Raw genomic sequence first — 24,100 nt, forward strand, 5'->3', positions numbered from 1 at the left:
TACGGGAACGCGGGCGATCGTCCGAGCCGGGAGCCTCGGTATCCGTCGGACATGACGGACGCGGAATGGGCCGCGGTCCGTGCCGCACTTCCGGTGCCGGCCTGGTTGGAGGGCCGGGGCGGGCAGCCGGAAGGCTACTGCCACCGGCAGATGGTCGACGCGGTCCGCTACCTGGTCGCGGGGGGTATCTCCTGGCGGTCGATGCCCGCGGACTTCCCCGCGTGGGACCGCGTCTACGCCTTCTTCCGACGCTGGCGCGACAAGGGCTGGACGGCCGAGTTCCACGACCGGCTGCGGAACCGGCTCCGTGAAGCGGCCGGCCGCGACCGGGAGCCGACCGCGGGCATCATCGACGCCCAGTCAGTGAAGGCGGCTGCGTCGGTGCCGGCCGCGACCAGGGGCTTCGACGGCGGCAAGAAAGTCAACGGCCGTAAGCGCCACATCGTGGTGGACACCCTCGGCCTGCTCCTGGCCGTCACAGTCACGGCGGCGTCCGTCACCGACCGGGACGCGGGACAGACACTGCTGGCCCGGCTGCGCGAGCGGCACTGGCGCATCACGCTGGTCTGGGCCGACGGCGGCTACACCGGCCAACTCGTCGACTTCGCCCGCAACGTGCTGCGGATCGCGCTGACGGTAGTCAAACGCAGCGACGACACCACAGGCTTCGTCGTCCTGCCGAAAAGATGGCTTGTCGAGCGCACGTTCGCATGGCTGATGCACTCACGCCGCCTGGCCCGCGACTACGAAACCCGCACCGACAGCGCCGAGGCGATGATCAGGTGGTCGATGAGCATGGTCATGAGCCGCCGCATCGCCCGACGACGGCACTGAACACCCCCGGACGTTCCTCCGCCAGCCAGCCCCGCGCGGCCAGGCGTTTCACCTTCGACCGCACGCCCTCCACCTTCGCGGGCACCGGCTCCAGCCCGACCGCCACCGCGAGCTGCCGACAGTCCATGGCCCCGGCACGCGACCCGTTCTCACCAGTCAGAGCGTCCACGAGTTGCTGGTAATCCGGCGCCAGCGCCGCAGCAGCGAGGCCTTCCCGCCACACCGGCACCACCGAGCCGGGCACCGCACCCACAACCCGCGCCGGCCCCTCGCCGACCACCACGACCGGTGACACGTCCTGGCCTCCGCACGGTTCCGCCAGGACCTCGGCCACCGTCTCACGGGCGATTACGAACCGCTCCCACACGGCCTCTGCCTCCCGCAGCTCGGCCTGAAGGGCGTCCACCCGCTGCCGAGCGGCGCGTTCACGCTCCTCCAATAGCCCCATCACCGACGGCATCCGGCACCTCCACCGAAGAGACGACACGACATCTCGTCCCTGCCACCAAAACACCGGCCCCATCCCTGACCAGCGGAAACACACCCATCACGCTCGGAAAGACAACGGCTTCTAAGCCAGGAACTGGCACCTGATCGTTGATCACGATGTGACGAGACTGATCGAAGAACAGCCCGTATCCGAGGTGATCTCGTGGCCTGAGCGCCCCCGCCATAACCCGGCCAAGGCTGCGCGGCTCGTGGAGTCTCTGGTCAGGTACGGGGTGGAGCACCCCATCGCCGTGGTGGCCCGCGACGACTACCTGCAGAGGCTGCCGCGCCAGACCAACTCTGTCCCACGGCGCTTCTCCTACGTGGCGATCAGCGATTACCACTGGCTGGAGGCCGCGCGAGCCCTCGGACTGTCCCACGTCCCCGTATGGGTCCGCTGTATGCCTCCTGACTCCGTCGCGGCATTCGTACTGCGCAGACATGGTCACGATGATCACCTCGGGCCGCTGGATGAGGCACGGCTGTTCCATGCCGCGCTCAACGCGCCGGGACAGACACAAAGCCAGAACGCCCTCGCCCGAAACCTGGGGTGGAGCCGGGCGACGGCCTCTCAGCGCCTTGCGCTTCTGAAACTGACCCCTGGCCAGCAGGCAGCTCTTGAGAACAACACCCTCGGCATCGTGGAGGCCCGGCAGATGGTCACCACTCGCCGCAGCCGCAAGGCGCCCGTTCCGGGCACACTCGGCACACCAGTGTCTGAATGAGAAGAAGTGCGATGCCCAAGAAGACCGCCCCGGATGACGTGCACGACATGAGAGCGACACGGTCCGCGTCGGGCGGCACGACTTGGAGCGGCTACTGCTGGAGTTCCGCTCGCTGGTGAGCCAGCAGGCGTCCGGCAGCTACGAGGACATGAGTGACTACGATTTGTCCTTCGAGCGGCTGGCCGTCGCTGCCGACGCCGCCGCTCAGGCCCGCCAGGGCGCCCGCTGGGAGGGCCCTGACCTCCGGATGCGCTGCACCACCACCGAAGATGTCTACGCCTGGCCGGAGGGCGCTCCCTACGAAGGCGGGACGACGGCCACGCGGAACGTGCCGGGCCACGGTTCCCACGCCACCGATCCCAACGAGGACCTGCCGATGTCGCTGTGCGGCTTCAGTTGGGCGGAGGGGGGAAGGGCGGCGTGTGAGCGGCTTGCCGGACTGCCGCGAGTGCCGGCGGGAGGTCCAGCTCGGTGCCGACCGCCCTCGCGGCATCTGGTGACTCCGGCGCGGATCCGCGGTGCCGTCCGGGTGGATCCGGCCGTGGCTACGATGCGGAACGCCACGACCCCGGCAGTTGCGATGCCGGGGCCGTGGCGTTGTCACCGGGTGGTCATCCGAGCCAGACGATGTTCAGCACGGTCAGCCGGCGCAGCGGCCGGTTCACCCAGTAGGTGAGGGAGGGCTGACCGACGGACGCGTAGCGCACGTCCTCGCCCTCGAGGTCCTCCGCGTTCCACTGCCGGAAACCCCACGGGTCTGCGGCGGCGGTGCCCAGGACGTCCCACACTGTGTCTTCGACGTGCTCGGGCAGTGTGTCGAGGATCTTTGCGGCCGGTGCCGCCGCCATGAAGATCAACGCACATGCAGACACTACCGGCCGGTCAGGGCGGCCGCTTCGCGCAGCAGCACGGCGGCCCGGGCGGCGGCGGCCTCGATGGCTTCGACGAGCGCGGCCAGCAGGGTGATCAGGGTCGGTGCGCCGCCGCCCCGGGCGGCTGCGGGGCGCGTTCCAGCGCGCGGGCGGAGGCCTTGAACCCGGCGCGGGCGGCGCCCTGAAGGGTGCGGGCGCCCGGGGCGCGGGAGGCCTGCTCGAACGCGGCCGCCGCTGCCCGGACCTTCTCCCGTACGGCGGCCGGGGACTGCACGGCGGCCACCACCAGGAGGTCGCCCAGGGCGGGCGACGTCGCCCGCCCCTCCAGTCGTCCGGCGCGGGCGAGGAGGGCGGCGGCCCGGCGGATCCAGTCCCGTACCCGGGTGGCGTTCTCGGGGCGGATCGCAGGTTCGAAGCGCTTCCGTAGGGGCAGGTCGTAGGCCAGGGTCCGGCCGGAGAACCAGGCGGGGCGGGAGCCGTGGTCGGCGCGGTCGCCGGGCAGCGCGACCGCTTATCCGTCCAGGGCGCCGTCCTGGTCGTGGTGTTCGCGTACGCGCAGGCCCGCGTCGCGCAGCCGGTTCAGAAGTCGGTGGTGCGGGCGTCGGCCTCGCGGACGGTGCGCTGCAGGGTCTCGCGGGCGGGTTCGGTGAGGCCGCGGCGGGCGGCTTCCTCGGCCTCGCCGGTGGTCGGGGCCCGGCGTGCGGTGCGGTCCAGCGGTGACATCGTCTCCAGGCCCCAGCGGGCTTCGAAGGCGCGGGCGGCGGTGTGCATCTTGGGGATGTCGCGCCACCGCGAGAAGCCGGATGTGCTGGTTGGGGCTGAGCCAGTCCGCGTCGGAGAGGATGCACGGCACGACGTTCAGGGTGCTCATCGTTCCGGCGTCCATACCGCCGGTGCCCTCGATGAGCCGCCCGTCCGGGCCCATGCGGTCGCATTGCGCCGGGTTCAGGGATCCCATTGCGGTCTCCACCGCGTCGGGCAGCGCCCCGGCGAGCCAGGTGCCGACCGGACGGGGGGTCGGGCGGGGCGGGCAGGGACCGGATCCATGCCGCGGCGCGGCGGCCAGCCTCTGCGGCCTCGGCAAGGACCTCGGACCCCTGCCGGACGCGGACAGTCCGGCCGACGTCGGCGCCACCGCCGCGCTGTCGCTGGCTCTGGATCCGGAGGGGCTGGCCGGGAGCTCGCCCCTGCACGGCCGCCGCGCGGCCTGAACATCTGCCGCAGCACGCGGCGCGGACCCGGCAGACGTTCCCGCCGGGCCCGCGGCTAATCACGGTACGGGACGGCTTCCCCGCTGCGACTCAGTGAGGACGCGCCTGTACCGGTGTGTGAGAGAGAACGCGCTGAGGACGGCGAAGGGGATCAGCGGATCTCGGTGGTGCGCTGCTCCTTCAGTGAGGCGCAGTTGGAGTTGTCCACCGACACGTACACGTTGGCGATGCTCCCGCCCCAGCTCACGCAGTAGCCCTTGCCGTACACGTAGCCCGGGCCCGCGTACGAGGTGAAGCTGCCGTCGTCCCCGGCCCAGTCGTCGGTGGCGGGGACGTAGATGTACGTGGACATGGGCTTCGCCGAGCCCGGGTTGGTACGGATGGTCGCGACGCAGTTCTTGCCGTTGGCCGAGTTGTACGTCAGGTACACGGTGCCCAGCGAGCCGACAGGTACCGAGTTCACGGTCTTGTAGGCGTTGCCGCAGACACCCTGCGGTGTGACGTTCGGCGCGGCGGAGGCGGTCGCTCCGAACGCTACCGTGCCACCCACGGCCAGCGCGGTGACTGCTCCGACAGACGCGACATTACGAACTATTCTCATATTTCCCCCTTGTACCCCTGAGAGCTTTTTGCTCCCACTTGATGTGACAGTCGAAGGGCACGGATGGTTGCACTGAGGTTCCCGCGTTGTCCGGGAGGTGTTGATCAACTAATCAGGGCGAGTTGAGAGGGGTTCAGGTTCGCTTGTCCGGTCGCCGCCCGGTCGGTGTAGCGCTTCTCCTCGAACTCGATGGGGCTGAGTCAGCCGAGCCGTTTTTTGATACGCCGGCTGTTGTATAGGCCGTCGATGTAGTCGAAGCGAGAGGTCAAGACCTCTTGAGGCGGGGTAGAGGCAAAGCGGTAGCGGTGGCCGATGGCGGCGTAGGCGAGAGGAGATGCTCAGCTATCTCGCCGCTGCGCTTCCCCTCCAGATCACCGCCTCCGCCCGCCTGCTGGCCCTGCAGTGCGCCCTGCGTTCCACCACAGCCGGGACGGTGAGCATCCGCACCGGACTGATCCGCGGCATGCACTCGGTCCCGGCACCACGCCGCTCGACGAACTGCGGCAGGCTCAATGGCTCCACACCTTCGCTCCCCCAAAACCCGGGAGCGAAGGCTTCACCGCACAGCTCCTGGATGCCGCCCTGCGAACACAGGCCCCAGCATGAGGAGATCGCGCCCGCGCGGCCGACTGAAGTTTGCGCACCTGCCGGGTAGAAACCCTGCACCAGCTCGGCCCGCTCCCGCGGCTGCTGGCACTCGCACTGGCAGCCCATCCCCCGGTCGGCACCTCCGAGGAGGAGTCCAGCGCCGATCAGGCGCACCTGGCGCGGATGTGTGGCCTGGCCCCGCAGAGCCTCCTCCACACACTCGGACTACTCGTGGACACACGCTTCCTGCGCTCCTGGGCACACGACCTCAACCACGAGGAAGTGCGCTGGAAGCTCGCCTTGCCGAAGCAGCCACCCCCGAGCGCAGACCAGAAACACCCCCACGGAACGCCCACCACCCAGCCGCTGGAGCCGCAGCCCCGTCCAGTCATGGGCCATTAATCTGCCGCAGTCATGAATGAGGTGACCCTCGGAGTGTGGACACAAGGGTTCATGCTGCGAGTTGGAGTTTAGCTGTCTTGTGGTGCTGTTGTTCGAATTCCATCGGAGAGAGGTAGCCCAGCGCGCTGTGGCGTCGGCGGGCGTTGTAGTAGGTGAGCCACTGGAAGATCGCCAGTCTCGCCTGTTGCAAGGTCGAGAACGGCTTCCCGTGCATCGTCTCTCGCTTCAGGCCCTGCCAGAAGCTCTCGGCGAGGGCGTTGTCGTAGCTCGAGCCGACTCTGCCCATGCTCCTGCGGATGCCGTACCGGTCGCAGACCTGCGCGAACGCGGCCGACGTATATTGCGATCCGCGGTCCGCGTGGAAGATCACTCCGGTGACGTTGCCGCCGCGGGCAGCGACCGCGGCCTGGAGCGCGTCGATGACGAGCCCGGCACGCATGTGCGGGGCCATCGAGTAGCCGAGCACGCGGCGGGAGTGGATGTCGATGACGCTGGCGACGTAGAGCCACGAGGCGCCGACCTGCACGTAGGTGATGTCGCCGCACCACTTCTCATCCAGGCGGCGACCTCCCGATACGTTCGCCTGCCGGCCGACGCCCGCCACAACGCGACCGCGTCGGACGGAACTCCGGACTGTACTTCGAGGGCCTTGCCATGGGGCTCTACACCTTCCAGGATTAACAAGATCCATTGTCAGGTGTGTCCACGCCACGGGGATCACCTCAAGGGGCGCCTCGTCGACGCACCCGTTCTGGGAGCAGGTGGATCGGGGCAAGGTCGTCGATGCGCGGAGCACCAGCACCAGGCTCCTGACACCGAGGCGCCTGACCAGCCCGCGCACGAGATCCAGCACAAACCCGGGGACACGGTCCAGGGTCTGCTGGAACTGCCCGTGACCTGGTGAGCGGCATGGGCATCGAGGTCGACGAGGAACGCTGCGTGGGGGCCGGCCTAGGACCTTTCTGATATTTGATCTTGTGGTGGGTCGTGGTGAGCTGACGGATACGGCGTGGGAACGGATGGCACCTATGCTGCCGGGTGTTGATGGTCGTGGGCGGCCGTGGCGAGATCACCGGCAGGTGATCAACGGGGTGTTGTGGCGGTTGCGGACCGGTGCCCCGTGGCGTGACCTGCCGGAACGCTACGGGCCGTGGCAGACGGCTTACGAGCGGTTCGCCCGCTGGGAAGCGGACGGCACCTGGGCCCGTCTGCTCGAACAGGTCCAGGTCCGCGACGACTCCGTCGGAGCTGTGCAATGGACGGTGTCGGTGGACTCCACGATCAACCGGGCGCATCAGCATGCCGTCGGCGCCCGAAAAAAGGGGCGACGGCGGGGGACGAACTGGAAAATCCGGGACGCGCGTCGGCCGGCCAGGCGCTGGGCCGGTCTCGCGGCGGGCTGACCACGAAAGTCCATCTTGCCTGCGACGGCCGGGGTCTGCCCCTGGCCGTCGTCGTCACGCCCGGCAACGTGAACGACTTCACCGTCTTCGACACGGTCATGGACGAGCTGAGGGTGCCCCGGACCGGATCCGGGCGGCCCCGCCGCAGACCCGACGCGGTCATCGCGGACAAGGCGTACTCGTCCCGAGCGATCCGCCAGGTCCTGCGCAGGCGAGGCATCCAGGCCGTGATCCCGGAACGGGCCGATCAGAAGGCCAATCGCCTGCGGCGAGGGAAGGCCGGCGGTAGACCGCCAGCCTTCGACCGTGAGCTTTACAGAGCCCGCAACGTGGTCGAACGCTGCTTCAACCGTCTGAAGCAGTTCCGCGCAATCGCTACCCGGTTCGACAAACTCGCCACCCGCTACCAGGCCGGAGTCCACCTCGCCGCACTCATCCTCTGGCTCCGCGGACCCACTCAGGTTCCTTCGTCAGACAGGTCCGAGTAGCGGCTGCCCGCAGTTCACGTGCTTGCGGATTACCGGGTTCTGAAGCGGCGGAAGAGGTTGCGGGCGACGTGTACGCCCGGGCCGCCGAAACCGACGATGTCGATGCGTCCGTCGCCGGTGATGTCGGCCAGGAAGCGGGAGTGGCGGTCGACCCGCCAGCCGCCTGCGTCCTCGTTGTACCCGAATCCGCGGCATACCAGCTGGGCCTGCTCGAAGCTGCCGTCATCCTTGTTGTGCGATACCCAGACGCCTTCGTTGCCGAAGCCGATGATGTCTGGGTTTCCGTCGCCGGTGACGTCGGCGAGGAGGCGGAGGTGCTTCTCACCCGTCCACCCCTGGGCCTGTCCGTAGTCGTTCAGGACGAGCCGGGAGGGCTCGAACGTGCCGTCGCCGTGCCCGCGGGCGACGACGACACCCTGAGGTCCGAAACCGACGATGTCCGGTACCCCGTCGCCGGTCGTCTTGACCAGGAAACGGGGGTATTCGTCGATTGAGGTCCATCCCTGGTCGGCCCCGAATTCGTCGAGGACGTAGAGAGGTTCGGCGAATGTCCCTTCCTCGTCCTGGAGTGATACCCAGAGGCCGTCGTCGTGGCAGCCGACGATGTCGAGCTTGCCGTCGCCGGTGGTGTCGGCGAGGAATCTGGGGTGCTTGTCGGCGAGCCAACCGCCAGCTTTCTCGCTGTGGCCGAACGCCCGGAGGATCGGTTCGTCGGTAAGCGGTGCGAACTTTCCTTCGTCGTCCTGGAGTGATACCCAGAGGCCGTCGTCGTGGCAGCCGACGATGTCGAGCTTGCCGTCGCCGGTGGTGTCGGCGAGGAATCTGGGGTGCTTGTCGGCGAGCCAACTGCCGGCCTGCGGGCCGTGGCCGAACGCCTTGAGGACCAGTTCGCCGCCCGCCGGCGAGAACGTGCCGCCCTCGTCCTGAGTGGACACCCGGACGCCCTCGGCGGCAAGCACGACGACGCCGGGACGGCTCTCGCCCGTGAGTTCCGCGAGTGTCCACAGATCCTTGGGACTCGCGGAGGACGCGGGCGGGTGCAGAACCCGTTCGTCGTCGAACGTCCCGTCCCCTCGGCTGGAGCAGGTCACCGCACCCTTCGCGGGTTTCAGTCCGACGATGTCAGCGAGCCCCGTTCCGGTGGTGTCGGCGAGGAACCGTTCGCCGAGCCCGGCCCACCAGCCCGCCTGGCCGGCAGGGCGACGGCTGGGCCTGTCGGTCGTCCACCCGCCGGCGTCCTGGTCGTAGCCGAACTTCTCCAGGATCAGCAGTACGTTGCTGAAGGAGGGTGTCGCGTCGGCTGTCGGCCGAAGAGCGCTCTTGTCGTGGGTCAGTCGCCAGGACTGGCGGCTGTTCCAGTGGCTCAGCGGCGACCAGTCCAGGACGATGTCACTGGTACGCACCGGCTCGCCCGGGACGAGGCGCCACCGCTGGCTTTCGGCGCTGTCGTCGTGCTCGCCGAGGACGATCCGGGTGTCTTCCTTCCCGGGGTCGTCGAGGTCGAGCACGGCGCCGTCGCCCGCGCCCTCGATGACATAGAGGCCCGCTTCGCCCTCGACGGGGACGAGGCGCCACTGCTGGGCCTTGTTGTTGGCGGCGGCATCCCACTGGCGGACGCCGCGGTCCGCGGCGGTGGGGTTGTCGAGCACCTTGCCGCTGACCGTGTTGCGGATGACATAAGCCGGATCGCCCTGCGCGCCTGGCACGGGGGTGAACTGCCACTGCTGCGGGCTCGGGCCGTCTTCAGGATGGTCGCGGACGACGAGCGCCCCGTCCGCACCCGGTACGGCCCTGGTGCCAAGGGGCTGACCCGTAGCGGCGTTGACGATCTCCAGCTTCAGTTCTTGCGTGGGCACGGGCATCGTGGTGCCTCTTCCAGGCGGTTGGTGCGACAGGTCGGGACGGGGGTGGCGCGATGGCTGCGGCTCACGTGAAGACGTGGTGGTAAGGGACGTCCCACTCGTTGGGCAGCCGCGGGTAGAACGTGTTGATGACCGTCCCGGTAAAGTCCCCGCCCCAGTTGTAGGTGAGCCGCGCTTCGCTGTCCTTCGCCACCGCGTGGTCCTTGAACCCGAGGATGGCGTCGGGGTGGGTGATCGGCACGAAGGTGATCCCACCCCAGGGCGTCACCGTGACGACCCAGAGTTGGGTGTCCTCCACCGCACCGTTCTTTCCGCGCCATTTGTCGCTCACCTTGCCGGGCAGACCCACCTGCAGTGTGTCGGCAGTGCTCTGGGGAGCGTCCTGGTGGACGGTGACGCGCCTTCGCTGGGGCTTAGGGGTTCCGTCGTCCCCGCGGCCGGCATCGGCGTCGGCCGCGCCGGCGGGCGGGGGCGACACCTGGCCCGCGGCGCTCTCGATGAAGTACAGCGGACGCTGGCCGAAGAAGCCGCCGGGGGTGACGTGCCAGAGGTGGCCCTGCGCGTCCTTGGTGGCCGGGTCGAGCGCGGTGGCCAGCTTGACGCCCTTGTCGTGGCTGCTCGCCGCCAGTTCCATGGGTCGCAGATAGCCACCGTTGAAGGCATGGACGAGCATGACCGGCCGGTTCTCGACGAGTGCGGCCACGATGGCGTTGTCGTAGCTGTTCACCGCCACCGGGCCGCCGACCACCAAATTCGACATCGCCGTGCGCTCTTGGGTATACATCGCGGAAACCTCACCTGTTCTCTATGTGGAAAACAACACCTCAGGCGCTCAGTGAAGTGGTTTATCACGCGCCATTACCGGCAGCCCCATCGCTGGCGATCGATTGAGTCTCATAAGCGAATGTACGATCGAAGTAAATGCGCCCAAAGCGGCAACTTTCGAGGTCAGGGTGCTACCGGGATGTCCTGAGAGGCCATCGATCGGGTGATCAAAGCCGCCTGAAATTCTTGATCACCCGTTTGAGTGCGATACCCGAAGCTGCCTTCATGGGTGATGGAGACCCTGCTAGCTTCGCTTGCCGGAGCGTGTGCAGATTTCCTGTCGCCATTTCACCGAGTGCGGTTTCGGCCAGATCAGTCGAGGATAGAAATTGCCTTCCCATGCGTACAACCTGGCACGGGCCAAGCGTCAGCCGCTGACGAAGAAGAACCTGCGGGAGCTCAACATCGAGCAGACCTGGCAGTCCATCCTGGAGCACCCCAACCTGGTCTACGTCGACGACTACGGGGTGCGGCACAAGCCCGTCGGTTTCTCCGTGAACAAGTCGAGCTTCGGCTCCTTCCCCGGTACGGCGTACGGGCTGGGCTGGCTCGCCTACATGAACCTCGGCGAGCCCTTGATCGAGGAGCGGCGCAACATCACCCAGCCGCCGCCCGACTCGTTCTCCTCGCGCACCTACGTCAACCGCAGCCAGTCCGAGATGACCTTCACCGACTCCGTCGACTTCACCGTGTCCAACGGGGCCACCTGGTCACTCTCGGGAGACTCCAAGCTCACCTTCGGCGGCAGCGTCAGCGCCCAGCTCCAACTGCAGCTGCAGAACAAGCTCGGCCTGAACCTCCAGGGACAGCTGGGCACGCAGCTCAAGAACGAGATGGCGAACAAGAATGCCAACACCGTGACCAACAAGAACAGCAAGGACAGCGTGGGGGTCGACAACGCCAACACCGTCGACACGGCGATCACCAACGGAATGACGAACTCCGCCTCGGCCACGATGACCGGCTCGGTGGATTTCACGACCACGGGCAGCGCGTCCGGCACCGCCGCGCTGAACGCCGCGCTGGCCCTGGGCATCGCGGCCTCCGTCGGCGGTTCCCTGACTACCAGCTGGGCCTCGAAGTCGCAGATCTCCGGCAAGGTCCCGCCGGGCTCCCGCGTGGAGACCATCGTCACGCAGCGCCGTGCCCTCAAGCAGTACACCTACGAGATCCCGGTGACTTTCTCCGGGCTGCTCGCGGTGAAGTACGCGGTTGCGGTGGCCGTCCTGTCCCCCCCTCAGCCGGACGCTTACCCCGGTCTCGACCAGGTGGTCGCCCGCGACATCGCCGACCTCGACCTGGCCGGCGGCGGCTTCCGCATGAAGGGTCTGGCCGAGGTCGTCTCCGCACTGGAGGTCCACCACACGATGTTCGACGGCGAGAGCCTGACCGACAGCGACCGAGACCTGTACAAGCAGCCGTGACCGGCGGGTGCCGCCACAACGACCAAAGGTGACAACCATGGTGTTCAAAAACGTCTTCGACTCCGCGGGAACGGGCGCGTGTCTCTTCTCGGTGACCACCGACCGCGACAAGCCGCAACCGGGAGCGGGCGTCGACTTCGAGGACGCCGACGACGACACCTACGACGACACGACCACGAGCCTGTTCACCAGCGGGATCCACGGCGCTTCCCACCGGGCGAAGACCGTGCAGGAACAGGCGCCCGAAGCACGGGCCATCCTGGGCTTCCTCGCCTCCTTCATCCAGACCACCCAGGCATCCGCCGGCACCCAGGCCGCCTACTCCCAGGACCCCGGATCGGTGTCCACGGCCGCGGCCGCCGGCATGGACAAGTCCAGCGAGACAGTGAAGCAGCACGGCGACCTGCAGAAGGACGAGGGCCTGCAGGCACCGAAGAGGGACGACTTCAAGGCTCCCGACGCCCCGGCGTCGCCCAAGGCCGACCAGCCCCCCAAGGCCACCAAGGCCACCGCCGAGAAGCCATCCGACTCCAAGTAGGTTCCCGGGCCCGAGGGGTCAGGGGCGACCACGCCCCTGACCCCTCGGGCGTTCACACGGGCAGCATCTGCCACTGGCGGTCGCGGTGGTCGCCCTGCGCCCCGTACTGCTTGATCACCGTGGGGGCGTTGGTGTCGACGCGAAGGAGTAGACCGCTGTTGCGGTTCGCGATCTCGTACACCCGCGGAGTGTCGGTCACCGAACCCACCGGGATCAGCCTCCACTGCTGGTGCTCGGCGCCGCTGCCCTCGTAGGCGCGCTGCGCGACCACCGCCCCATCCACCGTCCCTCCACCGACGACCTCCAGGACCTTGCCGCTGCGCAGGTTCTCGATCCGGTACAGGACGTCACCGTCGTCCTGGCCCGACGCGATCAGCCGCCACCGCTGGTGAGCCCTGGGGGAGGAAAGGGACTGGTGGACCTCGGCCCCGTCCATGGTGGACTCACGCAGGACCCCCATCCGCAGCCTGCTGCGCACGTTCGCCCAGGAAACCACCGTGCCCGACTCGGGCAACCCCGCCGTCTTCTCCGAGGTGACCTTCCGGACCCGGTTGTTGAGGTGGTCGGCGATGTAGAGGGTGTCGACGCAGTCCACCGCGAGCCCGAACGGGTTGTTCAGCTGGGCTGCCGTAGCCGGGCCGCCGTCGCCGCCGAAACCCGCGGTGCCCTTGCCCGCGAGCGTAGTGATTCCGCCGTCCGGCGCGACCTTCCGGACGCGGTGGTTGTTGTAATCGGAGATGTAGAGGGTGCCGGCACTGTCCACCACCACCCCCAGGGGCAGGTTCAGCTGTGCGGACGTCGCCGGGCCGCCGTCACCGCTGAATCCCGCGGTGCCCTTACCGGCGACCGTGCTGATGCTCCCGTCGGCCGCGACCTTGCGGACGCGATGGTTGTTCCCGTCGGTGATGAAGAGGAGGTCCGCGTCATTCACCGCCAAGGCGTACGGGCCGTTCAGCTGAGCGGAAGCCGCTGGACCATCGTCTCCCTTGAATCCCGCTACGCCGGTTCCCGCGACCGTACTGATCTTCCCATCAGCGCTGATCTTCCGGACCCGGTGGTTGCCATGGTCGGAGATGTAGAGGGTGCCGGTGCTGTCCACCGCCACGCCCAACGGGTAGTTCAACTGGGCCTTGGCGGCCGGTCCGCCGTCACCGCTGAATCCCGCGGTGCCCGTTCCGGCGACTGTGTTGATCTTCCCATCCGTGGTGATCACCCGGACCCGGTGATTGGCGGCGTCGGTGATGTAGACGCTGCCCGCAGCGTCTACCGCCACCTCGCGCGGGCAGTTCAGCTGGGCCGAGACAGCAGGACCGTTGTCGCCCCGGTAGCCCGCCCCGGCGCCGGCGACCGTGCTGATCTTCCCGTCAGTGCTGATCTTCCGGACCCGGTGGTTGTTGTAGTCGGAGAAGTAGAGGCTGCCGGAACTGTCCAGCGCGATGCCGTACGGACGATTCAACTGCGCCGCGACGGCCAGCTCGTTGTCTCCCTTGAACCCCGCAACCCCGGTCCCCGCGACCGTGCTGATCTCGGGGGCGAAACTCTCGCCACCGGCTTCCGTCTGAGCAGTGCTCATCGTCTTCCCTTCACCGTTCACCGACCGCTCACTACAGCCGGTTGTCGATCGATTCCAACAAGACGTACGGGGGCCCGGTCGGCAAAGTCACCAATGAGTGGCTTCACGCATTGAGTTGACGGAAGCCGGCCCGGATCGGCTGCGGTTCTCGCGGTCGGCACACCGTCCACTCCACGACGACTCGATCGGAGCGGTGGAGTGGACCGTGTCGGTCGACTCCACGGTTGGGCCTTGACCCAAGGCCGGGTAGTTAAGGTATTTCCGCTGGTGGTGAGGGTGTTGGTGACCACTGCGTGGCGGTGTAGAGGCCGGGGCCAAGCTTGTGTGTGAGGCCGTTCGCGGCCCAGCGGTTGAGTTGTCTGTACATGGTCTCGAGGGTGACGTCGCCGAAGCGGGCCGCGATGCCGCGGGGCCGCTATGAACGGCCGGGCTCTTCGTGGAGCAGGTCGAGGATGCGGTGTCTGCGTCGCTGGGAGTGGGTGGCGAGCCGGTCGTCGCGGGAGGCGGCGGGCAGCGCGGGCTGTTCATTCGCGGGCTCGAGGATGGTGACGGTGCGGCGGGTGACGGTGCGGCTGCGGTCGGGACGGCCGTCGTCTTGGCGTTCGGCGTACCGGGAGACCGGCGAGCGGGCTTTGCGCGTGCTGACGCGGGGCCGGCGGGGTGGGAGGAGGCCGGCCAGGACGCGCTGGCCGATGACGCCGATGGTGCTGGCGTCCGGGGCCGTGGTGATGCCGGCGGCCTGGACGACGGGGTCGCGGGCGGCCTGCAGGGCGATGGTGAAGCCGCAGCGGTCCGGGTCGGTGCCCGGCCGGGACTCGGCGGCCTCCGGCATCACCGTGCGAAGCGCCTGGTAGAGGGTGAGCTGGGCCCACGTCTCCTGCTCGACGCCGACCGGATCGCCCGACCGCAGCGGGCGGCCCTGTCCCAGGGTGTGCCGCAGCGCGTAGTAGGCGGACTCGTGCTCCCACCGCTCGTGGCAGAGCGCGGCCAGTACGGTGGCGGAGTATCGGTTCGCGCAGGTCAGCGTGGTGGCAAGTCCGTGGACCCCGGCGAAGGAAGTGCCGTCGTCCAAGGTCACGGTGACCTGTGCCTCGATGATGCGGACCGGGACGGAACCGATGACGGACAGGTAGGAGCCGTCGCCGAGACGGGCCAGGACCGGGGTGCGGCGGTTGGCGCGGATCCGCCCGGGGAACTGGGCGCCGGTGCCGTCAGAGAGGCGAGGAAAGCGTTGGCGTCGAAGCCCTTGTCCCATAACAGCAGCATGTCGGGGCGGAGATGGTGCAGCAGCCGGCAGGCGTAGGCAGTCTCACCGGTGTCGGTGGGACCGAACACCGCGCCGGTCAGGGCGCGGGTGCCAGTCTCCACCAACGTCATCAGCTCCAGCATCGGGCAGCCGCCCCGGCCGCCCGGCCCGAACCACTCCACGTCGCGCTCGGTATCGGCCAGCCTGATCGAGCTGCAGCCGTCGAACGAGACCGTTCGGAAGCGTCCGAACCGCACCCCGGTCGTGGCCGGTTGCGCAAGAGGCCCGGTCAGGACCTCGAACAGGCGGCGGACTGGCGCCGGGCCGACCCGGCGCCGCAGGTCACGCAGGGCCTTCGCGGTCGGCCCGGCGACTTCCAGACCGACACCCGCCAGCGCCGCGGTGAGCTTGTTCCAGACCAGCCGGTAGCCAACCTCCGGGAACAGGCACATCGCCAGCAGAACGTAGACCCCGACCCGCGAGGGCAGGTCACGCAGCCGGCGCTGCACACAGCCGGTCTCCTCCAGGACCGCGTCGACGAGCTCGAACGCCACGACCTTCGTCAGCTCGCCCAGATGGCCGGGCGCGAAGGGGCCCGCGGCGACAGCGAACACGCGGGAGAGCGTCGTCAGACCGGGCGGCGCGACACAATGACGTACGACCAACGGGGCACCTCGGCGATCAGCAGTCTTGGCGGACCATCTGATCAACGCGACCCCGTTGCCCGCGTCACGACCCGGCGCCGAAACCCCTTGCCACCAGCGGAAATACCTTAACCACCCGGCCTTGGGTCAAGGCCCTACCAAGTTGATCGTCAATGCATGCGCCCTGATTCTTCCCTTGCACCCCGGGACCGCGCAGGCCAGACACACATCACAAGGGGCTCTGGACGACCACGCACTACGAGCTGCCCGGCGAGTGAACCTGCTGGTCCCGTGCAACACCGCCAATACAGCCGTTGCCGATTGACCGAGCAGCACGCCGTACGGGCCCGAACGCCGTCCCAGTACACACCGCACGTGGTCTGGCACCGCCTCGGCCACGACATCCTCACCGGCCCCTCAGTGAGTGTTTGACTTCCCTTTATGGCTACCGGTGGCGAAACCCCACACCTCGCGTGCAGCACATCGACCTCTCGCCTCTTCGTGGTAACCGCAGCCTGTGGGGGGTTGCATGCTCGCCGTACGGACCCTGCCGTGGGTGGCTACTGCGGTGGCACGGGGCGGGCCGGGGCTTGCCGCGTGGCCGACGGCGCGGATGAGGCGCAGGGTGGAAGGGGACGGGTATCGAGAGGAGTGGCGTGCGATGACCGCAACGACGCGTAGTGATGCTCCGGTCGCGATCGAGGGGGGCGGCGTGGAGCTGCGTATGAAGGAAATCGGGGGAAACATGACCGCGGCTTTCGCACGGCTCCCCAAGGGAGCGGACCTGGCACCGGTCTGCAAAGGGCTGCCAGACGACCTGTGTCAGTGCCCGCACTGGGGATACCTGCTCAAGGGCAGCCTGAAAATGCGGACCGGGCACGGCGATGAGGTCTACCAGGAGGGACAGGCATTCTACTGGCCCCCGGGCCACGCCCCCGAGGCGCTGGAGGACTGCGAGTACGTGGACTTCTCGCCGACGAAGGAGTTCCACGAGGTCGTCGAACACATCAAGGCCCAGATGAGCTGATCACGGCGGACGCTTCCGAGGCCGACGATGGCCACCCAGCTCCGCCTCCCCTGCCACGAGATCGCTGCGGGCAGGCAAGGAGGTCTGACCCGGCGCTGGCTGACCGGGGAGGGGCGTTATGGCTTCTTCGACCAGCCGGTTTGAGGACCTGGGTCTGCTGCACGGAAGGGTGACACCTGACCTGGCTTGCTGAGAGGCGGCCTGGAAGGATGTTGCAGTGCCCAAGCCGTATCCGAAGGAGTTCCGCGAGGATGTCGTGCGGGTCGCGCGCAATCGCGAGCCCGGCGTCACGCTGGAACAGATCGCCGCCGACTTCGGCGTCCACCCGATCACGCTGTCGAAGTGGCTGCGCCGCACCGACACCGACGAGGGCGGCGCCAAGCCCGCGACGGCGTCGGGTGAGTCGGCCGAGCTGCGCGAGGCCCGCAGGCGCATCCGGCTGCTGGAGCAGGAGAACGAGGTGCTGCGCAGGGCCGCGGCCTATCTGTCGCAGGGAACCTGCCGTCAAAATGATGTACCCCCTCGTCCGCGAGCTGGCCGCCGCTGCCCCTCACCGGGTGCCGGTGGCGGTGACGTGCCGGGTGCTCAATCTGGCCCGCCAGCCCTACTGCCGGTGGCTGAACAATCCGGTTGCTGACGCCGAACTCGCCGAGGCATACCGGGCCAACGCCCTGTTCGACGCGCATCGCGACGACCCGGAGTTCGGCCACTGCTTCCTCCTCGACGAGGCTCGCACGGCCGGCGAGGCGATGGCCGAGCGGACCGCCTGGCGGATCTGTCGCGACAACCGCTGGTGGAGCGTCTTCGGGAAGCGGCGGGGCCGGGGCAGGAATGCCAAAGTCGGCCCGCCGGTCCACGACGACCGGGTCAAGCGCGACTTCACCGCGGCGGGGCCCAACCGGCTGTGGCTCACGGACATCACCGAGCACGCAACCGGCGAGGGCAAGCTGTATCTGTGTGCCGTCAAGGACGTGTACTCCAGCCGCATCGTGGGCTATTCGATCGACGCCCGGATGAAGTCCAGCCTCGCCGTGAGGGCTCTTGAATCCGCGGTGGCCCGTCGGGGCCAGGTCGCTGGATGCATCGTTCATTCCGATCGCGGGTCGCAGTTTCGCTCACGGAAGTTCGTCGCCGTTCTCGCACGTCACAGCATGATCGGATCGATGGGGAGAGTCGGTGCCGCAGGCGGCAACGCGGCCATGGAGAGCTTCTTCGCTCTGCTGCAGAAGAACGTCCTCGACCGCCGTACCTGGGCCACCCGCCAGGATCTGCGGATCGCGATCGTGACCTGGATCGAGCGCACCTACCACCGCCGCCGGCGCCAGAAACGCCTGGCCCGATTGACCCTCGTCGAGTACGAGACCATCATGACCCCACCCGCAGCCCTGGCTGCATAACCCCACTGTCACCTACTCGTGCAGCAGTCCCGTCCGAGGCATCAGCGGCTCACTGGCGGCCACCACCACGGACACCGGAACCACTGCCCTGCAACTCACCGACATCCACGGCGACGTCACCGTTCAACTCCCGCTCAACACACATCCATGGCGCCGATCGCCTTCGCATACGATGAGTTCGGCAATCCCGGGAGCGAGACAGCAGCCACCCGCTACGGCCGGCTCGGCGGCAAGCAACGCTCCAGCGAAACAGTCACCGGCACCATCCTCATGGGCGTGCGCCTCTACGACCCCGTCACCGGACGCTTCCTCAGCCCCGACGCCGTGTAACGAGTTGGTGCGTGATAGCGGGTGAGGCGTCGTTGCTGGCAGGTGGCATGATCCGGCTGTGGCGATCATGGTCAATCGGGCGGTCCTGGCGCATCGGCTGTTCACCGGAATCTCGCGGCATCATCTGGTTTGCTTGATCGAGGAGTTGGCCGTGCCGTGGCAGGCCGGTGTCGAAGGCCGCCGCCGTGCTGCACGAGGCGGGATCAGGAAGCGGGCAGCGGGTGCCGGCGCCCGTCACCAGCTGATGTTCGTCGACCGGCTGGTGGCCACGCTGATCCATCTGCGCCATGATCTGCCGCACTCGGTCCTTGGCCTGTTGTTCGGCGTCGACCGCTCCACCATCACCCGCGCGATCGGGGAGATACGTCACCTCCTGGCCGAGCGGGGGTGCGCGGTCCCCGACCGCCCCGGCCTGCGTCTGCGGACGCTGCCGGACGTGTTCGCCTATGCCCAGGCCGAAGGCATCGAGCTGCGCCTGGACGCCACTGAGATCCAGGTACGCCGTCCACCGGCCGGACGTGGCGGCAGGCGCGCGTTCGTCTCGGGCAAGAAGAAGCAGAACACGATGAAGGCCACCGTCATCGCCGACTGGCGGGGCCGCACGTTGTGGACCGATGCCCTGCGACCTGGACGTATGCACGATGCCACGGCTGCCCGCAACGAGGGCATCGCCGTGTGCTTCGAGCACTTCCCCGATGTCGAGGTCCTCCTGGACGACGGCTATCTCGGCCTGAGCCGCGACCACCGCGGGCAAGCAATCACACCGCCCAGAAAGCCGCGGCCGGGAGCACTGCCCGGCAGAGTTGAACAGTGGGAACGCGACCGCCACTGGCACTCCTCCGACCGCATCACCGTCGAACACGCCCTCGCCGACCACAAACGCTGGAAGCAACTACTGCGCTGGACCCACCGACGCGACCGCCTGCCAGACACCTACCGCGCCATCGCCGGCCTCGTCTCCGACCGCACCACTCAAGCCTGAACAGCGGTCCTCCAACGGACCAGCACGCCTCACCCGCTATCACGTACCAACTCGTAAGAGCTGCGGCAGGCCGAGGAGCGATACCCAGGCCGTCTCCTTGCTTGACGGGCAGAGCAGCGGAGGAGCTGTGGCAGGTGTGTGAAGGGCCGTTTCCAACAGGCGCGCCCGAAGGCGGGTCCGTAGTCACCTTGTCCGTCAGAACCACGTGGAGACCGTCCGTGGAAATGCCCTCGGGGGCCGTGAACCTGTCCGGTGATAAGGCCGATGTCGGTAAAGGGCGCGATCGGCTCGCCACTGGTGGCAAGGAGGCCCAGCATGGGCTCGGTCAGCTCTTGTCGGTGTGCTTTCGGGATGCCTACGAGTCGTTTGATGTAGCCGTAGTCGACGTCTCTGCCCTCGTGGCCAGGAAGGGCAAAGCCGTGCCCACGGCAGTAAGGGAGATATCGCGAAGTGGTTCCTCCCGTGTGCCGGTGTACCGGGCCTGCGAGTGGTGGGTCCCGGCCTCCAACTGCTGGTACTCGTGCCAGGCGTCCCGGATGTCGGAGCAACATGGTGTCGTCGACGATGCGGGGGTCCCCCCGTCCCTGCCCGTTCCCCGACCGGCCCGGGCCACCCTGCTGAAGCTGGCCAGGGACGAGGACCGGGCGGAGCGTGATGAGGCCGGCCGGGCCCTGACCGCGGCCCATAACGGCAGCGCCGGGTCCACGGACGCCATCGTCGCGCTGCTCCGGGATCCGGGCGGCCGATGTGCGGGCCTGCTACGGCTCCTCCCCCGCCGGGACGACCCGCGCACCGGGGAGGCGATCGCACGGGTGGGCCCTCACGTCCGCCCCGGCTACGAGCACGACCACGGCATCGCCGCGTTCGGGAGATGGGAGTGGGACAAGCCGTGAGGACCGCGAGGGCCGTCAAAGAGAAGGCGGGCTCCGCCGAGCGGTGAGCCGCCTCCTGGGGGCCGGCTGACCGGCCGCCCCTGCGTCCGGTCAGCCGGTGGCGAGGAGCTGGAGCGTGTCGATCACGCGGTTGGAGAATCCCCACTCGTTGTCGTACCAGGCGACGACCTTGATGTGACGGCCGTCGACGCGGGTGAGGGCCGAGTCGAAGATCGCCGAGGCCGGGTTGCCCGTGATGTCGGACGACACCAAAGCGTCGTCCGAGTACTCGAGAATGCCCACGAGCGGCCCCTCGGCAGCGGCACGGTACGCCGCCAGCACGTCCTCGCGCGTCACATCGCGGGCGACTGTCGTGTTCAGTTCGACGATCGAGCCCACCGGGACCGGTACGCGGATCGAGTCGCCTGACAGCCTGCCTTCGAGGTTCGGCAGCACGAGGCCGATCGCCTTGGCGGCGCCGGTCGTGGTCGGCACGATGTTGACCCCGGCGGCACGGGCGCGGCGGGCGTCGCGGTGCGGGCCGTCCTGCAGGTTCTGCTCCTGTGTGTAGGCGTGGACCGTCGTCATGAAGCCGTGCTCGATACCGGCGAGATCGTCGAGCACCTTCGCCAGCGGGGCCAGCGCGTTGGTCGTGCACGAGGCGTTCGAGACGATGGTGTGCACCGCCGGGTCGTACGCGTCGGTGTTGACGCCGTACGCGAGGGTGACGTCGGCGCCGGACGCCGGTGCGCTCACGAGCACCTTCTTGGCGCCCGCGTCGAGGTGGGCGCGGGCGGCCTCGGCCGAGGTGAAGCGACCGGTCGCCTCCAGGACGATGTCGACGCCGAGCTCAGCCCAGGGCAGTCGCGCCGGTTCACGCTCGGCGAGCACGGTGATGCGTCGGCCGTGGACGACGAGGGTGTCCCCGTCGGCCTTCACCGGGCGACCGAGCCGGCCCGCCGTGGAGTCGAAGGCGAGCAGCCGGGCGAGAGCTGCGGGCTCCGTGAGGTCGTTGACGGCGACGACCTTGAGGCGGCTCTCGCGTTCGAGCAACGCGCGCAGCACGTTGCGTCCGATGCGGCCGAATCCGTTGATGGCGATGCGAGTCATGAGTGGTGTCCCTTCCGGTTCACCACAAGGCTCGCGCCCGGCGCGTGCCGATGACAGCGGCATGATCGCCACGGTCCGAAAGGATCTCGCCAGGCCACCGCAAGGGCCAGGACCGTGCCGGACGGCGGCCCGAGAACTACGCCGGGCCACGGCGGCGAGACCTACTCGCCCCGGGCGAAGGTCCGCCGGTACTCGCTCGGCGTGGTGCCGAGGATCCGCTGGAAGTGCAGCCGCAGATTCGCCCCGGTGCCCAGACCGGCGTCGGCGGCGATCTGCTCGACGCTCCGCTGCGAAAGCTCCAGCAGCTCGCGGGCGACGTCGATGCGGGCGCGCATGACCCACTGCATCGGCGTGTAGCCGGTCTCGTCCACGAAGCGTCGCGAGAACGTCCGGGGCGAGACCCCGGCCTGCCGTGCCAGTACGTCGAGCGTGAGCACCTCACCGAGCCGGCGCATCGCCCACTCGCGCGTGGCGGCGAACCGCTCCCCCAGCGGCTCGGGCACGCTGCGCGGTACGTACTGCGCCTGACCGCCGCTGCGGTAGGGGGCCGCCACCAGACGCCTGGCGGCATGGTTCGACGCCGCCACCCCGAGATCGCCGCGCAGGATGTGCAGGCACAGGTCGATGCCCGAGGCGGCGCCGGCCGACGTCAGCACGCTGCCCTCGTCGACGAACAGGACGTTCTCGTCGACCTGGACGAGCGGATGCCTCGCCGCGAGCGCCCGTGTGTAGTGCCAGTGCGTCGTGGCCCGTCTGCCGTCGAGCAGACCCGTGGCGGCGAGGGCGAACGCGCCCGTGGAGATGGCGGCCAGCCGCGCGCCCCGCCGGTGGGCGCCGGTCAGCGCGTCGACGACGGCCCGCGGCGGATCCTCGCGGTCCGGGAACCGGTATCCGGGTACGAAGACGATGTCGGCCCACTCCAGTGCGTCGAGCCCGTGGGCGACGGAGTACGAGAGCCCGTCGCCACCGGTCACCAGCCCGGGCCGCGCTCCGCACATCCGCACCTCGTACGGCATGCTCGCGCGGGTCGTGAACACCTGCGCCGGAATGCCGACGTCGAGTGGCTTCGCCCCCTCCAGTACGAGGACGGCGACGCGATGCAGGGACGGTGCGGGCACGGGGAAAGGTTACGCGAGACGCGCGGGAGCACCGGCATCCGTGCCGAGCGCGCTGCCCGGCGGCCTCGGGTTCCGCAGGTGCGGTCGGCCGCGGTGGGGGCGGTGGGCTCCTCCTGAGCGGTGCGGCAGGTGTCGCCGCCCGAACCGGGGCTTGCCCATCCGGTCGGGGCCGTGGACCCAGACCTGGTCCCGGAGGGCGTAACAGCAGGAGGTGTCAGTCTCCTTGAAGATGGCGAGCCCCACCTCCTTGCGGCGACCGGTGGCGGCGGCGACGGTTCCGGTGGAGTCGGCTTCGACCCTGGGGTGGTCCAGGCGGGTGTCCTGGCCGGGATCGCCCCTGCTGAGGACGAGCTTGAGAGGCGGCTCGGGCGCCGCGAAGTCGGCGTATCCGGGGCCGCGCTGCGCCCGCTCGACGCCGAAGAGCTGGAGTGGAAGGTCACCGCGAAAGGGTGCCTGGCGGGCGGCTTGAGTTATGGCCCTCCGGTGCGCAGCAGTGCGCCCGCTTCCGCACACGAGGGATGTTCCATCCGGGCTGATGGCGATGAAAAACGTCCCGTGCGGCGACTCGAACTCCGTGTTGAGTGCTTCGAGCGTCCCCGTCCCCTCCCTCACGTGCAATCCATCCGCTGCCGCGCCCTTCTGACAAACGTGCGGACCAAGGCAAGCGACTCCGCGCCGCCGGACGCGATGCCGTGAGCCGGGGCGTTGAGCCAGTGGGTGGTGGTTTCGGTGTCGCGGCTGCCGATGCCGGAGCGGATGAGGTGGATGCCGGAGCGGCGGTAGCTGCTGTCCCTGCAAACGTGGTCTGTGTGAACTTCCCTGCCCTAGGCGTGGAGTCACGTGGGGGCACCGGCTGCGGGCCTTTCAAAGCACATCCCCGTCTACGGTGTCGTCCATGACACTTCTCGTCGTCGGTGGCAGCGGATTCCTGGGGACCGAGCTGATCCGGCAGGCCGTCTCCGCTGGGCACAACGCCGTCGCCACCTACGCGAACAGGCGGGGCGACTCCAGCTCAGTCCCGTGGAAGAAGCTCGACCTTCGCGATGTGCTGCGAATTGACGCTCTGCTGGCACAGTTGCGCCCCCTGGTCGTGGTGAACGCGTCGAGCGGCGGAGCCGACTGGAAAGCCACAGCCCAAGGCCCCATCCACCTCGCGATGGCCGCGGCGAAGTACGGAGCCCGACTGGTCCACGTCTCCAGCGACGCGGTCTTCTCCGGGATCGGCAAGACCCACTACGACGAGTCCAGCCTCCCCGACCCCCTCACCCCTTACGGCGCGGCCAAAGCCGCGGCGGAAACTGGGATCCTCGCCGTCCTTCCGGGGGCCGTCGTCGCGCGCACGTCGCTGATCATCGGCCACGGACGCTCCGAGCACGAACGCCTCGTGCACGACCTGGCTTCCGGAGCCCACGACGGAGTCCTGTTCACCGACGACTGCAGATGCCCCGTACACGTTTCTGACCTTGGCTCCGCCCTGCTGGAGCTGGCGTCGAGCAGCGTGGCCGGTGTCCATCACCTAGGGCCTGTGTGATGTCGTGA

Annotated in this window: 24 protein-coding genes and 2 pseudogenes; 12 read left to right on the forward strand and 14 right to left on the reverse strand. The window is 68.6% G+C overall.

Annotated elements, in window-relative coordinates:
- Positions 1-51 precede the first annotated feature (51 nt).
- A complete protein-coding gene (locus tag ACK8N7_RS01385) occupies positions 52-834 on the forward strand; it encodes an IS5 family transposase (RefSeq protein ID WP_500440422.1) in 783 nt (260 codons plus the stop codon).
- Here the strand turns inward: ACK8N7_RS01385 and ACK8N7_RS01390 are convergent.
- A complete protein-coding gene (locus ACK8N7_RS01390) occupies positions 800-1,294 on the reverse strand; it encodes a hypothetical protein (protein ID WP_500440424.1) in 495 nt (164 codons plus the stop codon). The genes ACK8N7_RS01385 and ACK8N7_RS01390 overlap by 35 nt on opposite strands.
- A 148-nt stretch (positions 1,295-1,442) precedes the next feature.
- Here ACK8N7_RS01390 and ACK8N7_RS01395 point away from each other — a divergent pair, with 148 nt between their 5' ends.
- Positions 1,443-2,048, forward strand: coding sequence for a ParB/RepB/Spo0J family partition protein (locus ACK8N7_RS01395; RefSeq protein ID WP_500440426.1), 606 nt, complete (start codon positions 1,443-1,445; stop codon positions 2,046-2,048).
- A 611-nt stretch (positions 2,049-2,659) separates the two neighbouring features.
- Here ACK8N7_RS01395 and ACK8N7_RS01400 read toward each other — a convergent pair.
- The 3 genes from ACK8N7_RS01400 to ACK8N7_RS01410 all read right to left on the reverse strand — a co-directional run bounded on the left by ACK8N7_RS01400 (position 2,660) and on the right by ACK8N7_RS01410 (position 3,691).
- A complete protein-coding gene (locus tag ACK8N7_RS01400; protein WP_500440428.1) occupies positions 2,660-2,896 on the reverse strand; it encodes a hypothetical protein in 237 nt (78 codons plus the stop codon).
- Positions 2,897-3,014: 118 nt separating this feature from the next.
- On the reverse strand, positions 3,015-3,203 hold the full coding sequence (locus ACK8N7_RS01405; protein ID WP_403219109.1) for a hypothetical protein: 189 nt from the start codon (positions 3,201-3,203) through the stop codon (positions 3,015-3,017).
- 296 nt (positions 3,204-3,499) lie between these two features.
- On the reverse strand, positions 3,500-3,691 hold the full coding sequence (locus tag ACK8N7_RS01410; protein ID WP_500440430.1) for a hypothetical protein: 192 nt from the start codon (positions 3,689-3,691) through the stop codon (positions 3,500-3,502).
- Between the two features lie 227 nt (positions 3,692-3,918).
- Between ACK8N7_RS01410 and ACK8N7_RS01415 the strand changes: the two genes are divergently transcribed.
- Positions 3,919-4,131 carry a hypothetical protein gene (locus tag ACK8N7_RS01415; RefSeq protein ID WP_500440432.1) on the forward strand — a complete coding sequence of 71 codons (213 nt, stop codon included), beginning with the start codon at positions 3,919-3,921 and terminating at the stop codon, positions 4,129-4,131.
- Positions 4,132-4,282: 151 nt separating this feature from the next.
- Here ACK8N7_RS01415 and ACK8N7_RS01420 read toward each other — a convergent pair whose 3' ends face one another.
- Positions 4,283-4,732 (reverse strand): spore-associated protein, encoded by a 450-nt coding sequence (locus ACK8N7_RS01420; protein ID WP_500440434.1) that lies wholly within the window; start codon positions 4,730-4,732, stop codon positions 4,283-4,285.
- A gap of 1,039 nt (positions 4,733-5,771) precedes the next feature.
- Positions 5,772-6,281 (reverse strand): annotated as a pseudogene (locus tag ACK8N7_RS01425) (IS3 family transposase); the annotation flags it as partial.
- Positions 6,282-6,702: 421 nt separating this feature from the next.
- Between ACK8N7_RS01425 and ACK8N7_RS01430 the strand changes: the two are divergent.
- Positions 6,703-7,613, forward strand: a protein-coding gene (locus tag ACK8N7_RS01430) for an IS5 family transposase (RefSeq protein WP_500440436.1) whose coding sequence is annotated in 2 segments (ribosomal slippage) — positions 6,703-7,048 and positions 7,048-7,613 — 912 coding nt in all. Because the reading frame shifts where the segments join, the coding sequence is not laid out codon by codon here.
- Positions 7,614-7,642: 29 nt separating this feature from the next.
- Here the strand turns inward: ACK8N7_RS01430 and ACK8N7_RS01435 are convergent.
- Both ACK8N7_RS01435 and ACK8N7_RS01440 read right to left on the reverse strand, forming a co-directional pair.
- Positions 7,643-9,475 (reverse strand): RICIN domain-containing protein, encoded by a 1,833-nt coding sequence (locus tag ACK8N7_RS01435; protein WP_500440438.1) that lies wholly within the window; start codon positions 9,473-9,475, stop codon positions 7,643-7,645.
- A 64-nt stretch (positions 9,476-9,539) separates the two neighbouring features.
- Entirely contained in the window at positions 9,540-10,259 is a 720-nt protein-coding gene (locus ACK8N7_RS01440; RefSeq protein ID WP_500440440.1) for a hypothetical protein, read from the reverse strand.
- A 370-nt stretch (positions 10,260-10,629) separates the two neighbouring features.
- Here ACK8N7_RS01440 and ACK8N7_RS01445 point away from each other — a divergent pair, with 370 nt between their 5' ends.
- Both ACK8N7_RS01445 and ACK8N7_RS01450 read left to right on the forward strand, forming a co-directional pair.
- Positions 10,630-11,724 (forward strand): hypothetical protein, encoded by a 1,095-nt coding sequence (locus ACK8N7_RS01445; protein ID WP_403219125.1) that lies wholly within the window; start codon positions 10,630-10,632, stop codon positions 11,722-11,724.
- Positions 11,725-11,761: 37 nt separating this feature from the next.
- Positions 11,762-12,262, forward strand: coding sequence for a hypothetical protein (locus ACK8N7_RS01450; protein ID WP_500440442.1), 501 nt, complete (start codon positions 11,762-11,764; stop codon positions 12,260-12,262).
- Between the two features lie 52 nt (positions 12,263-12,314).
- On the opposite strand, the gene ACK8N7_RS01455 is transcribed toward ACK8N7_RS01450, so the two are convergent.
- The 3 genes from ACK8N7_RS01455 to ACK8N7_RS01465 form a co-directional block, all read right to left on the reverse strand.
- Positions 12,315-13,835: an NHL domain-containing protein gene (locus tag ACK8N7_RS01455; RefSeq protein ID WP_403219129.1), complete on the reverse strand. Its 1,521-nt coding sequence runs from the start codon at positions 13,833-13,835 to the stop codon at positions 12,315-12,317.
- A 415-nt stretch (positions 13,836-14,250) separates the two neighbouring features.
- Complete coding sequence (locus ACK8N7_RS01460) at positions 14,251-14,913, reverse strand: hypothetical protein (protein WP_500440444.1); 663 nt, start codon at positions 14,911-14,913, stop codon at positions 14,251-14,253.
- Positions 14,910-15,695, reverse strand: coding sequence for a transposase domain-containing protein (locus tag ACK8N7_RS01465; protein WP_500440445.1), 786 nt, complete (start codon positions 15,693-15,695; stop codon positions 14,910-14,912). Before ACK8N7_RS01465 ends, ACK8N7_RS01460 begins: the two co-directional genes overlap by 4 nt.
- Positions 15,696-16,386: 691 nt before the next feature.
- On the opposite strand from ACK8N7_RS01465, the gene ACK8N7_RS01470 reads away from it, so the two are divergent.
- The 5 genes and pseudogenes from ACK8N7_RS01470 (at position 16,387) to ACK8N7_RS01490 (ending at position 20,354) form a co-directional block, all read left to right on the forward strand.
- A complete protein-coding gene (locus tag ACK8N7_RS01470; protein ID WP_164251725.1) occupies positions 16,387-16,752 on the forward strand; it encodes a cupin domain-containing protein in 366 nt (121 codons plus the stop codon).
- Between the two features lie 217 nt (positions 16,753-16,969).
- Positions 16,970-18,149 (forward strand): IS3 family transposase gene (locus ACK8N7_RS01475; RefSeq protein ID WP_500440447.1). Its coding sequence is split into 2 segments (ribosomal slippage): positions 16,970-17,242 and positions 17,244-18,149, totalling 1,179 coding nucleotides; the frame shifts between segments, so codons are not numbered across the junction.
- A 37-nt stretch (positions 18,150-18,186) separates the two neighbouring features.
- Positions 18,187-18,476: pseudogene (locus tag ACK8N7_RS01480) on the forward strand (RHS repeat-associated core domain-containing protein); the annotation flags it as partial.
- 70 nt (positions 18,477-18,546) lie between these two features.
- The gene (locus ACK8N7_RS01485) at positions 18,547-19,461 is read left to right on the forward strand and encodes a transposase (RefSeq protein ID WP_500445646.1); all 915 of its coding nucleotides are present in this window, start codon (positions 18,547-18,549) and stop codon (positions 19,459-19,461) included.
- A 536-nt stretch (positions 19,462-19,997) separates the two neighbouring features.
- A complete protein-coding gene (locus ACK8N7_RS01490; protein ID WP_500440449.1) occupies positions 19,998-20,354 on the forward strand; it encodes a hypothetical protein in 357 nt (118 codons plus the stop codon).
- Positions 20,355-20,444: 90 nt separating this feature from the next.
- Here ACK8N7_RS01490 and gap read toward each other — a convergent pair whose 3' ends face one another.
- From gap to ACK8N7_RS01505, 3 genes are all read right to left on the reverse strand, one after another.
- Positions 20,445-21,443, reverse strand: coding sequence for a type I glyceraldehyde-3-phosphate dehydrogenase (gene gap / locus ACK8N7_RS01495; RefSeq protein WP_500440451.1), 999 nt, complete (start codon positions 21,441-21,443; stop codon positions 20,445-20,447).
- Positions 21,444-21,604: 161 nt separating this feature from the next.
- Positions 21,605-22,561: a GlxA family transcriptional regulator gene (locus ACK8N7_RS01500; RefSeq protein ID WP_403219396.1), complete on the reverse strand. Its 957-nt coding sequence runs from the start codon at positions 22,559-22,561 to the stop codon at positions 21,605-21,607.
- A gap of 9 nt (positions 22,562-22,570) precedes the next feature.
- Positions 22,571-23,173 carry a hypothetical protein gene (locus tag ACK8N7_RS01505; RefSeq protein ID WP_500440454.1) on the reverse strand — a complete coding sequence of 201 codons (603 nt, stop codon included), beginning with the start codon at positions 23,171-23,173 and terminating at the stop codon, positions 22,571-22,573.
- Positions 23,174-23,456: 283 nt separating this feature from the next.
- Between ACK8N7_RS01505 and ACK8N7_RS01510 the strand changes: the two genes are divergently transcribed.
- Entirely contained in the window at positions 23,457-24,092 is a 636-nt protein-coding gene (locus tag ACK8N7_RS01510; protein ID WP_500440456.1) for an SDR family oxidoreductase, read from the forward strand.
- Positions 24,093-24,100: the final 8 nt, after the last annotated feature.

This window comes from Streptomyces griseobrunneus, assembly GCF_046713465.1.
In the GTDB taxonomy this organism is placed as follows: Bacteria; Actinomycetota; Actinomycetes; order Streptomycetales; family Streptomycetaceae; genus Streptomyces; species Streptomyces microflavus.